The sequence below is a fragment of the Alcanivorax xiamenensis genome (genome assembly GCF_009846745.1).
Lineage (GTDB): Bacteria > Pseudomonadota > Gammaproteobacteria > Pseudomonadales > Alcanivoracaceae > Alloalcanivorax > Alloalcanivorax xiamenensis.
In genome coordinates this window covers 242171-255053 of the sequence record NZ_AQPF01000003.1, presented here as the reverse complement: position 1 = coordinate 255053, position 12883 = coordinate 242171, and the positions used below count along the sequence as shown (strand labels likewise).

Here is a 12883-nt window from a genome sequence, read left to right as displayed (position 1 = left end):
CCTTCCCGGCCTTGCTTACCCTTTAATCCGTTATCGCGTCGGCGCTCCGAGATCGGGGGCGGGACGAAAGTAGTGTGAACAGGTCCTAAGGAGCGTCCAGGTGTCATCCGGAATCATCAAAAGCAATGGTATGGAGCTGTACTACGACGCCCGCGGGCCCGAGGACGGCGAGCCGATCCTGTTCATCATGGGGTTGTCCGCCCAGTGGGTGTTCTGGCCGGAGGCGCTGCTGAATGATCTGGCGCGACGCGGTTACCGGGTGATCGCTTTTGATAACCGGGACGCGGGGATGTCCACCGCCATTCGCGCGCCGATCCGGCAGGGGCCGGTGGGCGCTATGGCGCGTTATATGCTGGGGATGCCGGTGGCGGCGCCGTACACGCTGGTGGATATGGTGGCGGATACCGTCGGCCTGCTGGATGCTCTCGGCATTGCCAGGGCGCATTTGGTGGGCGCTTCCATGGGCGGCATGATCGCGCAGCTGACCGCGGCGACCCGGAGTGACCGGGTTCTCAGCCTCACCTCGATCATGTCCAGCAATAACAGCCCGTTTCTGCCGCCACCGAAGCCGGCGGCGTTGAAGACCCTGGTGGCGCCGAAAGTGAAAGTGGAAACCCTGGACCAGTATCTGGCGTTTGGCCGTGACATGATGAGCAGGATCGGCGGCACCCTGCCGCAGGATCAGCAGGACCTGGAGCGGGCGTTTCGGCAGAGTTGGGAACGTGGCTTGAATCCGCGCGGCATCCGTAATCAATTCATGGCCATTCTCGCCACCGGCAGCCTCAACCGGTATTTGCGCCGGGTCCAATGCCCGGCGCAAATCATTCATGGGGGCAGTGATCCGCTGATCCGCCCCGCCGGCGGCAAGGCCTCGGCCAAGGCGATTCCCGGTGCCCGACTGGCGATTCTGGAAGGGATGGGCCATGACCTGCCACCCGCCGTGTTGCCGCGTGTCGGAGAACTGATTGCCGCCACCGCGCGCCGCGCCGGGGCATCACGCCCGCTGGGTGGGGAAGGTGAGCACCTGGCGGATGTCGCGGTATCCGTGGATGGCCATCAATAGCCGTTCCACCCCCATGGCCACGCCACTGCAGGGGGGCAGGCCGGCTTGCAGCGCGGCCAGAAGATGCGGGTCCGGTGCCATGGCCTGGTCACCGTGTCCGGCACGCTGTTGGTTGTCGGCGGCGAAGCGCCGGGCCTGCTCGCCGGCGTCGGTCAATTCCTGATAGCCGTTGGCCAGCTCCAGGCCGCCGTGGTAAATCTCGAAGCGCCGTGCCACCGGCACGCCGTCCTCATCCTCCCGCACCTGAGCCAGCGCCGCCGCCCAGGCGGGGAAGTCGGTGACCACGGTGAGGGTGGCCGGATCCAGGGCGGTTTCCACTTGTGTCGCCATCAGGAAGTCCGCTGACTGGCCGTGATCCAGACCGTGCGGCGCGCCGGCCTCGACGGCGGCGGTCACCAGCGCCGCTGGCGGACAGGTCAGTGGATCCAGCCCGGTCACTTCGGCGAACAGGTGCCGGAACGGGCGGATGGTGTGGGGACAGCGGAGCCACTGGCCTAACAGCGCAAGGCACTCGTCGATCAATTGTTCCAGAGAGAAACCGGGCCGATACCACTCCAGCATGGTGAATTCCGGATTGTGGCGGGGGCCGGCCTCACCGTGACGGAACACCCGGGACAACTGGTAGATCGGGCCGCTGCCGGCGGCCAGCAGCCGCTTCATGTGGTACTCCGGCGAGCTCTGCAGCCAGCCGTAGCCGGGCACTTCGATGCAATGGATGTGCGGGTCGGTGACGCCGTGAGTGGCCAGGGCGGGGGTTTCCACCTCCAGCACGCCACGGTCGGCAAAAAAAGCGCGCACCGTGCTCAACAGCTCGGCGCGCGCTTTCATGGCCTCCAGGGAGGCGGCGGGCTGCCAGATCCGGGATGACATGGTTATCCGGCGTCAGGACACGGCCAGGCGATGCTCAGCCTTTGATCCGACCGACGTATTCGCCGGTGCGGGTGTCCACCTTGACCACCTCGCCCACCTGCACGAACAGCGGCACCCGGACCACCGCGCCGGTGGTGAGGGTGGCGGGTTTGCCGCCGGTGCCGGCGGTGTCGCCTTTCAGGCCGGGATCGGTTTCCACGATCTCCAACTCGACGAAGTTGGGCGCGGACACCGACAGCGGTTCACCGTTGTAGAGGGTGATTTCGCACAGGTCCTCTTCCTTCAGCCACTGCTTGGCGTCGCCCACGGCGGCGGCATCGGCGGCTTTTTGCTCGAAGCTCTGCGGATCCATGAAGTGCCAGAACTCGCCATCGCTGTAGAGATACTGCATCTCCACGTCCATGACGTCGGCGCCTTCCAGGCTGTCCCCGGACTTGAAGGTCCGTTCCCAGACCTTGCCGCTTTTCAGGTTGCGCAGTTTGACCCGGTTGAATGCCTGGCCCTTGCCGGGCTTGACGAACTCGTTCTCGATGATGGAACAGGGGTCCCCATCAAGCATCACTTTCAAGCCGGACTTGAATTCACTGGTAGAATAGTTGGCCATAAACCCTTTCCGTTGATTCAGGAATCTTTCGATGGCGTTACAAAGGTTGGCCATGATAACGCAGGAGGCCGACGGTTGGCAGGTGCCGGAGTGGCGCCGGCAGCAAGCGGATCTGGTCACTGATCTGGACCGCCTCTGCGAACTGCTGGAACTGGACCGTGCCGAACTGGCCGCCGGGGCCGATCCGGACAGTGATTTTCCCCTGCGCGTGCCACGGGCCTATCTGGACCGGATCGAAAAGGGCAATCCCAAGGATCCGCTGCTGAGGCAGGTGCTCGCGCACCGCGATGAACGCCGCGAGGTGCCGGGCTACGGGCCGGATCCGCTGGATGAAAGCGTGCATACACCGGTGCCGGGGGTGCTGCACAAGTACCACGGGCGCGCCTTGCTGGTGGTGACCGGCGCCTGCGCGGTGCACTGCCGCTATTGTTTCCGCCGTCATTTTCCCTATCAGACCCATCTCAGCGGCGGACGCTGGCGGGCGGCGCTGGATTGGCTGGCGCGGCGTGAGGATATTCAGGAAGTGATTCTCAGCGGCGGTGACCCGCTGACCTTGAGTAACGACCGGTTGCGGCGGTTGCTGGATGAACTGGCGGCTTTGCCGCATCTGCGCCGGCTGCGCGTGCACACGCGCACGCCGGTGGTGCTGCCGGCCCGGCTGGATCAGGAACTGATCGAATTGCTGGCCCGGCCGCGCTGGCGTACCACGGTGGTGTTTCATGCCAATCATGCCCGGGAGATCTCTCCAGAACTGGCGGTGGCCTGTGCCGATCTTGGCGCGGCGGGGGTCACCCTGCTGAACCAGTCGGTGTTGCTGGCCGGGGTGAACGACGACAGCGATGCCCTGGTGGACTTGTCCGAGGCCTTGCACGAGGCGCGGGTGCTGCCCTATTACCTGCACCAGCTGGACGCGGTGGCCGGCGCCGCGCATTTCGCCGTGGACGACCGGCGGGCCCTGGCGCTGGTGCGGGAAATGCGTGGGCGCTTGCCTGGTTTTCTGGTGCCGCGGCTGGCGCGGGAGGAGCCCGGGGAGGACGCCAAGACGGTATTGGCGGGGTGAGTCCAGTACGCATACACGCAACACGCCAGCACGCTAAACCCAAAGACGATGAAAACGTCATGCCGGGCGGGTTGTGCCACAACGGTGGGGCGGCATTAATCCAGGCGCCGTGGCGAGTTTTACATTTTCTTTTTATTCAATTAAATTCTGTGATGTGAGTCACAAATAATTGTTGGGTTACGCCGCAAAGCTCGAATCAAGAGGCCCTGAATCAAGGGCCTCGAATTGTTGGGGAAGCACCGTCATGGATGAGGTCATCTGGACCATACCGGCCGAGGAACGCGCGCCGGACCTGGATCGCTTGCCGTTCGCCAATCACCGCCCCCGCCGTCTGGCCGCCTGGCTGGCGAAGTTACCCATGGAGGACCCGCTGGAAAGCGTGGAGCTTTTGGCCGCGGTGCTCTCTGATCTTTGCCGCCTGCGGGCGGAGGCCCCCTTGCGGATGACCCTGCTGGAATTGTGCCGGCCACGAGTCCGGCAATGCCGTCAGGCTCTGGACGGTGACTTACTCAATTTACCGTTGTCTCCGCGCGGCACCGATTTGGAAGTGTTGTATCTGGGGGTACGCCTGCATGATCGCCTGGCGCTGGGGTATCAGGGCGTGGCACGTTCGGTGTTGGCGGGGCGTGGGTTGCCATCGCGTCAGGCCGCGGCCGTGGCGCTGCAACGGACCCTGGAGCAACTGGGGCACGGTCTGTTGCTGTATTTGCTGCTGCACCGTCCCCCGGAGCCGGGATTGTGGCGGCGTCTGCACCGGCTCTACGCGGTAGCCGAGCACCAAGAGCTGGAGGCCATGGCGGTGGATGACGTGGACTGGCCGGGGCGGGAAACCACGGTGGCGGTGACCTACGGCCGTCTGGTGCTGCTGGCCAGCGCTCAACCGGGGGCCTTGTCGCGACCCGCCGTGCTGGCGTTGTATCGGGCGGCCGCGCAATGGGCTCGCTGGCTGACCCTGGAGCCGCTGGAAGGACGGGCCTTGTTCCGGGTGGAGCTGGATTCCGACCGGCCGCCTTCCCGCGCCGATTCCGGTGGCGGCTTCAACACGCGTTATTTCGACCCCCGGCCGCTGGCGGCGGCGCTGACCCGGCGCGGCGGTGACGAAGCGCGGCGTTTGCACGACCATTTGCGCTGGGCCTGGGAACCGGGGCCGGTGTCCAGACCCTCCGCGCAGGATTGCGGTTGATCCTTTTTCACACGATCGAAGGATCGTTTTGGAGAACCCGAAAGGGTCAGGCACAATAGTTCATCTACGAATAATGGATGAGTGAATGCGCCGATGAGTTACGCTCTCGATACCCTTCGCCTGCTGATCGCGCACGATTCCCAGGACGACGCGGAACAACTGATGAACGCCCTGCGCAATGCCGGGCGTGCTACCCGGGCCCATCTGGCCCTGAACGATGAAAATCTGGCCCAGGCCCTGAAGGGCGGCACCTGGGAGTTGATGCTGTGCCGGCCCCGTTTTGGCGACGGCAGCTTTGAGCGGGCGCTGGAGCACATCAATCGCCTGGGGCGGGCCTTGCCGGTGGTGCTGCTGTGCGATGATTACTCGGCGGACCGGGTGCGTACCGCCATGATGGCGGGCGCCCGGGCGGTGGTGCCGGTGGACGATCGCGAACTGCTGATGTTGATGGTGGACCGGATGATCGAGTTCCTGCGTCTGCGCCGGGAATTGCAACACTCGGAGATCATTCGCCACGAGGCGGAAAAGCGGCTGGCGTTGCTGATGGACCAGAGCCGGGACGCCATTGCCTATGTCCTCGACGGCATGCATATTCACGCCAATGACAACTATGTCTCGATGTTCGGCTATCAGAGCGCGGACGATCTGGCTGGCGTGCCGATCATGGATCTGATCTCCGCCAGCGACCACGCCCGTCTGAAGCAGTTGCTGCGTGGCCGCGCCGCCGACGCCAGTCAGACCGACGAACTGCAATGCCGGGGGCTGCGTACCGACGGCGAGGAGTTCGACGCGACCTTCGTGTTCTCCCCCAGTACCTATGACGGCGAGACCTGTACCCAGATCGTGATTCGCGTCAGCGAGGTGGATGAAAACGCGATTCAGGCGCGGTTGGATGAGATCGTGCAGACCGACCAGGTCACCGGCTTGTACAGCCGTTCCTGGTTCATGGAGCAGTTGGACCAGGCGGTGGCGGAGGCGGTCCGCCAGGGGCAACTGGCGGCGGTGCTGTATTTGCGGGTGGATGACTTCGAGCAGCACCAATCCGCTCTGGGCGTGGAGAACGCGGATCAGGTGTTGCGGGCGGTGGCGGACTGGCTGCGCCGGCATTGCGCCGACGCCAAGTTGGCGCGCATGGATGGTGAGGACTTTGCCGTGCTGCGGCCGGTCAACGACATCGATGAGGCGCGTGCCATGGCGGAGTCGCTGTGCACCGGCATCGCCGGACTGATGCCGGAAGTGGCTTCCCGTACCGTTCATATCAGTGCCAGTGTCGGGCTGGCTTTCGCCCGCGAGGATGCCCGCAGCAGTCACTCGATCCTGACACTGGCCTTGAAATGCTGCCATCAGGCCCAGCGCGAAAACGGCGGCAAGGGTAACGCGGTGAAGGTGCACGATCCCATGGACGACGTCGCTTCCGGGTCTCGGGAGGCGATCGTGCTGAGTCTGCGCGAAGCGTTGGAGCACAACGGGTTCCAACTGCGCTATCAACCTCTGATGAACCTGAACGATGATCGTGAGCAGCTGTTCGAGGTGTTCGTGCAGATGCCGCAACGCCAGGGGGAGCCTCTGGCCGCCGCCGAGTTCATGCCGGTGGCCGCGGAAATGGGCATGGCCGGACGGGTGGATCGTTGGATCATACTGAACGCCATGCGCGCCGCCGCGACACAATCGCGGGTACCGGGGCTGTTGATCAACCTCAGTGGCTTCTCGGTGGGCGAAGCCGGTTTGGTGGACTGGTTGGCCAAAGCCTTGCGCGCGGCGCGGTTACGCCCGGCCCAGGTGACCTTCCAGCTCACCGAGGGGGATGCGGTGAATCACTTGAAGCAGGCGGCGGCGTTTGGCCGGGACCTTCGCAAACTGGGCTGTGGTCTGTCGATCAGCCGGTTTGGTGGCAGTCTGGACCCGTTCAAATTGCTTGAGCATTTACCCGCCAGCATGGTCAAGTTCGAGGGGTCGTTCACCCAGGAACTGGGCAAACCGGAAAGCCGTGACCGTTTCGCCGATCTGGTCAAACGGGCCGGCGAGCAGGGGTGCCGCACGGTGGTCGGATTCGTTGAATCCGCCGCGCAGATGCAGGCGCTATGGACTCTGGGCGGGGTGGATTACCTGCAGGGTTACTACCTGCAGGCGCCCACGGAGGCGTTGCTGGTGACGGAAGCCGAGGAGGAGTGACGCGGTATTCGCTAGCAAGCCAGCTTCTCACAGGGGGCTACGAAGCGGCTGTGGGAAGCTGGCTTGCCGGCGAACAGTTTTGCGTCCAGGGCTGTTCTTCCAACTGTGGGGTATCAATGTCCACGGGCGATCAGCCCCGCCGCCCGGCCTGGTCGCGGGCGAATTGCCAGGCGATGCGTCCGGAGCGGGCGCCGCGGGTACGGGACCACAGCACCGCCTCGTCGCGCAACGCCGCCGCTTCCGCATCGTTGAAACCAAAATAGTGAAGCCACTGGTCCACGGCGCGCAGGTAATCGTCCTGGGTAAAAGGATAGAAACTCAGCCACAGGCCGAACCGCTCCGACAGCGACACCTTTTCCTCGGTGGTGTCACCGGGATGGATCTCGCCGTTTTCGCCAGGACGGGCCTCCAGGTTCTCGCTCATCTTCTCCGGCAGTAAATGACGGCGGTTGGACGTGGCATAAATCAGCATGTTGGCGGCGGCGCCGGTCAGCGAACCGTCCAGGGCGGTTTTCAGCGCCTTGTAACCGCCTTCTCCTTCCTCGAACGAGAGATCGTCGCAAAACAGAATGAAGCGTTCCGGGCGTTGGCGGATCAGGGCGACCACCTGGCGCAGGTCGGCGAGATCTTCCTTGTCGATTTCGATCAGACGCAGTCCTTCATCCTGGAAGGCTTGCAGGCAGGCCTTCACCAGTGATGACTTGCCGGTACCCCGGGCGCCAGTGAGAAGAACGTTGTTGGCGGGGCGGCCGGTGACGAATTGCCGCGTGTTGCGTTCGATCGCCTGTCGCTGGCGGTCGACGTTGCGCAGATCGTCGAAGCGGATCAACGCGGGATTCTCGATCGCAACCAGGCGGCCGCCGCCGAACGGCCCCTGACGGCGTTCCCAGCGATAGGCCGACGCCTCTTCGGGGAAGGACACCGGAGCGGTGCCGGTGGCGGTTTCCAGAGCGTTGGCGATGCGCCCGAGCTGGTGATGCAAAGCGGCCAGCAGCGCCTCGTTGGACGAGGGTGAATCCTGAGACATGATGACTCCGTCAATGGGGCTAGGATGAAACTCCTATGATGGCGCAACCTGATCTGGTGCGGTTACCTGAAAACCGCCTAATACTAGCGCGAATACGACAGACAAACCTCTCCGCCGGCGCTATTCTGAGCCGGTTCGACAATCGTGCGGAAGTAGCTAAGGAACAACATGTCGATCTGGAAACTACCCGCCGCCATGATCGTGGTGGCGCTGGTAACGGGCTGTGGCCCGTCCGATAATCCATCCGCGGATGCTTCGGCGGATGTGGCCTCCGATAACGCCGCCAGTGCGGATCAGGCCGGCTCTTCCGGCCGGAGCGCGCCGGTGCTGGATACCCGCACCGAGGTTTCCCTGCAAGAATCCCTGGGCCGGGTCCGCTCGTCACTGCCGGAAGAACGACGCATTGAGTTCGACCAGTCGGTGAAGCTTATTATGGATGTGGCCCCACAACGATTGCAGGGCATGACCGCCGAGCAGGTGCTGGCGGCCGGGCGCGAACTACACCAGCGGATTAACGGCGGCTGAGGATGGCTGATGCCGGTCCTGGGAGCGCTGGGCCCGCAGGTAGGCGGGCTCCTGCTGAGCCCGTTGCCAATAGGCGCTGACGCGTGGCGGAAAGTACTGGGACAGGTCGAGTCGCTGCGCCAGCAGCAGTGCATAGGCCACGGAAATATCGGCGGCGGTGAAGCGGCCGGCGCACAGCCAGTCGCGGTCGCTCAGAGCCCTCTCCACACCTTTCAAACGCGATAGAAACCAGCGCGTATAATCCTCCGCCACTCGCGGCAGTCGCCGTTCTTCCGGTTCCAGTTGGGTGTAGCGCAGTACCAGTGTCTGCGGGAAAGTCAGGGTGGCTTCGCCAAAGTACAACCCGTTGATCCAGGCGCCGTATTCGGGATGGTCCGCCGACAGTGCCAGTGACGAATCCGGTCCATAGCGGCTTACCAGATAATGAACAATGCCCGAGGATTCGGTCATGCGGGTGTCGCCGTCCACCAGCAGCGGAATGGTGCCCAGCGGGTTTTGCTGCAAGTAATCCGGGCATTCAACACGCGGCGGGAACGGCATCATGTTGAGTTGGTAGGGTAATTCAAGCGCTTCCAGGGCCCACAGGCAGCGGAACGAGCGGGCGTTGTGGCAGTGGTACAGTGTGATCATCGCGGGGGCTCCGTGATTTTATATTCGGCCAGCACTTCATCGGTGTGCTGACCCAGGTGTGGTGCCGGCCGGGCCGGTTGTGGCGCCCGCGCACTGAAGCGAGTGGGCAGCGGCATTTCCACGTAATCCCCTTCGCTGGGGTGGTGGCGGCGCTGGAACAGGCCGGTGGCCCACAAGTGCGGGTCTTGCAACACGCGGTCGAAGGCGCACACCGGCATGGCCGGAATCGACGACGCCCGGCACAGTGTCATCCACTCGGCGGTGGTTTTTTGCGGCGTGCGTTGCGCCATTTCCTTGTAAAGCAGGGAAATATTGGCGCGGCGCTCGGGCTGGCTGCTGAATTCCGGCCGTTCGGTGAGCTCGGGGCAGCCGAGCAGGTCGAGCAGCGTCAGCCAGCAATGATCGTTGTGGGGGACGATGCTGATGTGGCCGTCGGCGGTGGGAAAGGGATTGCGGTGCGGGTCCAGCTGTCGGAAGTAACCGGCGTCCTCGCTGGTGGGCGGCTCGAACGCGTGGCCGAACAAGTGTTCCTGGAACAGAAACTGGGTGAAGGCCTCGAACATGGGGATCTCCACCTGCTGGCCTTCGCCGCTGCGCAGCCGGTGCACCACCGCCGCCAGCACCGCCTGGCTGGCGTACAAGGCGCCCACCTTGTCGGCGATCACCGAAGGCACATAGCGGGGCTGGCCGCCATCGCCGTCGTAGCGGCCGACCAGATCGGTCATGCCGCTGGCGGCCTGGATCACGTCGTCGTAAGCCTGCAGGCCGGCATAGGGACCGCTGGAGCCGAAGCCGACACAGTGAGCGTAGATGATGTTCGGGCGCAGCGCCTTGACGCTGGGGTAGTCGAAACCGAGTCGGGCGATGGCATCGGCACGCACGTTGTGAATAAAAACATCGGCGTCACCCAGCAGGGCCGCCAGCGCCCGCCGGTCCCGTTCCTGTTTCAGATCCAGCACCACCGACCGCTTGCCGCGATTGGTGGTCACGAACGCCGGCCCCATGCCCGGTGTTTTCGCCGGATTGCCGGCGATGCGCATGAGGTCGCCGGCGGGCGCCTCGACCTTGATCACGTCGGCGCCGAGATCGGCCAGCATCTGGGTGCAATAAGGGCCGAAGATCATCGTTGTCATGTCGATGATGCGTATGCCCTCGAGCATGCTCTGGGACATCATGAATCTCCCGAAGAGTGGGCGATCAGCGGCCGCTCCAGACCGGTTCCCGTTTCTCGATGAACGCGCGCGGCCCTTCCTTGTAGTCCTCGGTGGTCACCAGATAATCGCGGGCCTTGTCGCCGGCGGCGATCAGGGCGGCCTCGTCCAGGTCGTGGGTAAGGCGGGCGATGACCAGGCTTTCCTGCACCGCGATCGGCGCGTTGGCGGCGATGGTTTCGGCCAGTTCCCGGGCGGTGTCGAGAACCCGATCCGCTTCCACCAGCCGGTTTACCAGGCCGAAGTCATAGGCGCGCTGGGCGTCCAGCGTGTTGCCGGTGGCGATCAGTTCCAGAGCGATGGCCCGGGGCAGATTACGGGGCAGGCGGTAAAGACCGCCGGCCAGCGCTACCAGCCCGCGTTTCACCTCCGGCAAACCGAACGCCACCCTGGGGGACGCCACGCGCAGGTCACAGGTCAGAGCGATTTCCAGGCCGCCGGCCAGGGCCAGACCATTGAGCGCGGCGATCCACACCTTGCGGCGTGGCGCATGCACAAATCCGGCGAAACCGCCTTCCCGGGTAACCAGCCGGTGGGCGTTGCCGGCGGAGATTTCCTTGAGGTCGGCGCCGGCGCAGAACACCTTGTCGCCGCTGCCTTGCAGGATCACGGCACGGATGTCGTTGTCCGCTTCGGTGGCTTTGACCGCGGCTTCCAGCCCTTGGGCCACGTCACCGTTGACGGCGTTGCGGGCTTGCGGGCGATTGAGCGTGACCAGGGCAATGTGATCACCCAGGCGTTCCAGGGTTACGGCGTTATTGGTGTTATCCGTCATGTGTGTGTTTCTCATCCAGGTCTTGGGGGTTGGCGGCTATACAGCCTCTCTGGTGTTGGTCGTCCGCTGCGAGGTCACGCGGAAGTTCAGAAGGTCGCCTTCTCCCGGCATGGCCTCCCCGGCCAGGCCAATGGGGCTGTTTTCCGGGTCGAGCAGGGCTTCCAGGGTGGCGCGGTCGGTGCCCGGAACCCGGGCCATCAAACGCTCGCCGGCCGGTGTCAGCGCCAGCACCACGGCGTAATCCACCTCGCCGGCACGGTTGAATAGCGCGGTGAACGTCTCCAGCGTGGCCGGGCCCTGATAGCGTTCCCGCAGGGGCGGCACCGGTCCGCGGCGGGCATCGGCTTGCGCCTGGACGCTGTAGTCCTCGGCCAGCGGTGCCGGTGGCGGCCGGTTGGAAAGCACCACGGCATGGTGTTTGGTGACATATTCCCCCTGGCCATAGAGCAACCCCTCGCCCGGGGCACTGTCACGCAGGCGGCGCACCATGGCGGCGGCGGCATGAGTCATGTAGTTGTTCATCGGCGCGCCGAAGAAGCTCAGGCCGCCGGTCACGCTGGGCTGGAAATCCTCGTCCAGACCGAGCGTGCGGCGAGCCATTTTGGGCACGCAGGGAAAGCAGCTGTATAACTCCATATGGCGGAAGCCGCCAACGTCGCCGCCGGCCCACTGCAGCACGGTTTCCAGCACGGTGTCCTGGGCGTGGGAGCGGTGGAACTGATCCCGTTGCAGATAATCCTCCGGCTCCACCGCCGCCGCTCCACCCCACAGGTGGATCCAGCGTTTCTCGGGAATGCCCATTTCCGCGGCCACGGCGGCGCTGGTCAGCAGCAGGGCGGCGCCCTGATTGACCATCGGATTGGCCACCTGCCATTTGGTGTACGGCCAGGCCACTGCCCGGTTTTCCGCTGTCGGGGTAATGATCTCCTCGGCGCTCGGCGTGCGTTCGGACCAGGTATGGGGATTGTTCGCCGCGATGCGGGCCATTCGCGCCCACAGACGGCCGGACTCCTCCATGGCCGCGCGGGGCGTCTGGCCATAGCGGTGAGGCAGAGCGTTTTCGTAAAATGGGTACACTGTGGGCGGCATCAGAATGCCGTGCTTGAGCGACAGCGGATGCAGAATGTCCTTGCCGCGCCGTACCTTCGGCGCAGGATCACGCGGTGGCCAGGGCAGATCCAGATTCTGTTTCGCCGCCCGTTCCGTGGTATGCCGGGATTCGGCGCCGACCACCGCCGCCACCCGGTATTCGCCCCGTGCGATGGCGAGTGCGGCCTGGTGAAGGTAGCGCAACGGCGACTCCCCACCCATGGGGCCGAGTTCCACCCGCCGTGGGTGGTGTCCCAACCGTTGGCGGAGTTGCTCTTCGGTGTCGGGGTAGGGCCAGGACAATTGATAGACGATATCCACCGAATCAAGCTGATCCAGCAGGGGCGCGCCACTGTCCTGTTCCGCCTGGCGCAAGGCGTGTTCCATCAACGCCAGCGGCTCGAGTCCCCGTTCCAGATGACGGGGACGATCAAGCACTTCACCCACGCCCACAAGGACGGGAAGACAGCGCGGGTCGGGACTGCTCATGTAGAATCCTTTGTTTCGATATAAAAAATCGCCGGGAGCGATTTTCGATGTGGCTTGGGCGACAGCCCCAGCAAATCCATCCTTGAGTGTTCCTTAGTGAGGATTGGGGATATTCGTCGATTCAGACGAAATTGCTCCAAACCGGACCTTTCATCCGGCTGCGTCCGGTTGTGTCGGCGTTTACC

General features: G+C 64.3%; 12 protein-coding genes. 5 read left to right on the top strand and 7 right to left on the bottom strand.

The window, feature by feature from the left end:
* Positions 1–100: 100 nt before the first annotated feature.
* A complete protein-coding gene (locus A6D6_RS03975) occupies positions 101–1063 on the top strand; it encodes an alpha/beta fold hydrolase (RefSeq protein WP_133491672.1) in 963 nt (320 codons plus the stop codon).
* Here the strand turns inward: A6D6_RS03975 and epmA are convergent.
* A complete protein-coding gene (gene epmA, locus A6D6_RS03970) occupies positions 995–1933 on the bottom strand; it encodes an EF-P lysine aminoacylase EpmA (RefSeq protein ID WP_159660000.1) in 939 nt (312 codons plus the stop codon). The two genes, A6D6_RS03975 and epmA, sit on opposite strands and share 69 nt — an antisense overlap.
* Positions 1934–1967: 34 nt before the next feature.
* Entirely contained in the window at positions 1968–2537 is a 570-nt protein-coding gene (gene efp / locus A6D6_RS03965; RefSeq protein WP_022993939.1) for an elongation factor P, read from the bottom strand.
* Between the two features lie 31 nt (positions 2538–2568).
* Between efp and epmB the strand changes: the two genes are divergently transcribed.
* The 3 genes from epmB (at position 2569) to A6D6_RS03950 (ending at position 6952) form a co-directional block, all read left to right on the top strand.
* The gene (epmB, locus tag A6D6_RS03960) at positions 2569–3597 is read left to right on the top strand and encodes an EF-P beta-lysylation protein EpmB (RefSeq protein WP_159659999.1); all 1029 of its coding nucleotides are present in this window, start codon (positions 2569–2571) and stop codon (positions 3595–3597) included.
* Positions 3598–3841: 244 nt separating this feature from the next.
* Positions 3842–4780, top strand: coding sequence for a cyclic-di-GMP receptor FimW-related protein (locus A6D6_RS03955; RefSeq protein ID WP_159659998.1), 939 nt, complete (start codon positions 3842–3844; stop codon positions 4778–4780).
* Between the two features lie 93 nt (positions 4781–4873).
* Complete coding sequence (locus tag A6D6_RS03950) at positions 4874–6952, top strand: EAL domain-containing protein (RefSeq protein WP_159659997.1); 2079 nt, start codon at positions 4874–4876, stop codon at positions 6950–6952.
* Positions 6953–7082: 130 nt separating this feature from the next.
* Here the strand turns inward: A6D6_RS03950 and A6D6_RS03945 are convergent, their stop codons facing one another.
* Positions 7083–7979: an ATP-binding protein gene (locus tag A6D6_RS03945; RefSeq protein ID WP_159659996.1), complete on the bottom strand. Its 897-nt coding sequence runs from the start codon at positions 7977–7979 to the stop codon at positions 7083–7085.
* Positions 7980–8147: 168 nt separating this feature from the next.
* Here A6D6_RS03945 and A6D6_RS03940 point away from each other — a divergent pair, with 168 nt between their 5' ends.
* Complete coding sequence (locus A6D6_RS03940) at positions 8148–8504, top strand: DUF6694 family lipoprotein (RefSeq protein WP_133491678.1); 357 nt, start codon at positions 8148–8150, stop codon at positions 8502–8504.
* Here A6D6_RS03940 and A6D6_RS03935 read toward each other — a convergent pair.
* Genes A6D6_RS03935 through A6D6_RS03920 form a run of 4 tightly spaced genes read right to left on the bottom strand, consistent with a single transcriptional unit; the run spans position 8478 to position 12698 of the window.
* Positions 8478–9134 carry a glutathione S-transferase family protein gene (locus A6D6_RS03935; RefSeq protein WP_133491679.1) on the bottom strand — a complete coding sequence of 219 codons (657 nt, stop codon included), beginning with the start codon at positions 9132–9134 and terminating at the stop codon, positions 8478–8480. The genes A6D6_RS03940 and A6D6_RS03935 overlap by 27 nt on opposite strands.
* Entirely contained in the window at positions 9131–10309 is a 1179-nt protein-coding gene (locus A6D6_RS03930; RefSeq protein WP_236563968.1) for a CaiB/BaiF CoA transferase family protein, read from the bottom strand. The genes A6D6_RS03935 and A6D6_RS03930 overlap by 4 nt, the downstream gene beginning before the upstream one ends.
* Before the next feature lie 22 nt (positions 10310–10331).
* Complete coding sequence (locus tag A6D6_RS03925) at positions 10332–11120, bottom strand: enoyl-CoA hydratase-related protein (protein WP_133491680.1); 789 nt, start codon at positions 11118–11120, stop codon at positions 10332–10334.
* Positions 11121–11156: 36 nt separating this feature from the next.
* Positions 11157–12698 (bottom strand): acetyl-CoA acetyltransferase, encoded by a 1542-nt coding sequence (locus tag A6D6_RS03920; protein WP_159659995.1) that lies wholly within the window; start codon positions 12696–12698, stop codon positions 11157–11159.
* Positions 12699–12883 lie beyond the last annotated feature (185 nt).

Excerpts from the sequence above, each read along its gene's own strand:
- epmA (WP_159660000.1), bottom strand. The coding sequence starts at position 1,933 with ATGTCATCCCGGATCTGGCAGCCCGCCGCCTCCCTGGAGGCCATGAAA.
- efp (WP_022993939.1), bottom strand. The coding sequence starts at position 2,537 with ATGGCCAACTATTCTACCAGTGAATTCAAGTCCGGCTTGAAAGTGATG.
- epmB (WP_159659999.1), top strand. The coding sequence starts at position 2,569 with ATGGCGTTACAAAGGTTGGCCATGATAACGCAGGAGGCCGACGGTTGG.
- A6D6_RS03955 (WP_159659998.1), top strand. The coding sequence starts at position 3,842 with ATGGATGAGGTCATCTGGACCATACCGGCCGAGGAACGCGCGCCGGAC.
- A6D6_RS03950 (WP_159659997.1), top strand. The coding sequence starts at position 4,874 with ATGAGTTACGCTCTCGATACCCTTCGCCTGCTGATCGCGCACGATTCC.
- A6D6_RS03945 (WP_159659996.1), bottom strand. The coding sequence starts at position 7,979 with ATGTCTCAGGATTCACCCTCGTCCAACGAGGCGCTGCTGGCCGCTTTG.
- A6D6_RS03940 (WP_133491678.1), top strand. The coding sequence starts at position 8,148 with ATGTCGATCTGGAAACTACCCGCCGCCATGATCGTGGTGGCGCTGGTA.
- A6D6_RS03935 (WP_133491679.1), bottom strand. The coding sequence starts at position 9,134 with ATGATCACACTGTACCACTGCCACAACGCCCGCTCGTTCCGCTGCCTG.
- A6D6_RS03930 (WP_236563968.1), bottom strand. The coding sequence starts at position 10,309 with ATGATGTCCCAGAGCATGCTCGAGGGCATACGCATCATCGACATGACA.
- A6D6_RS03925 (WP_133491680.1), bottom strand. The coding sequence starts at position 11,120 with ATGACGGATAACACCAATAACGCCGTAACCCTGGAACGCCTGGGTGAT.
- A6D6_RS03920 (WP_159659995.1), bottom strand. The coding sequence starts at position 12,698 with ATGAGCAGTCCCGACCCGCGCTGTCTTCCCGTCCTTGTGGGCGTGGGT.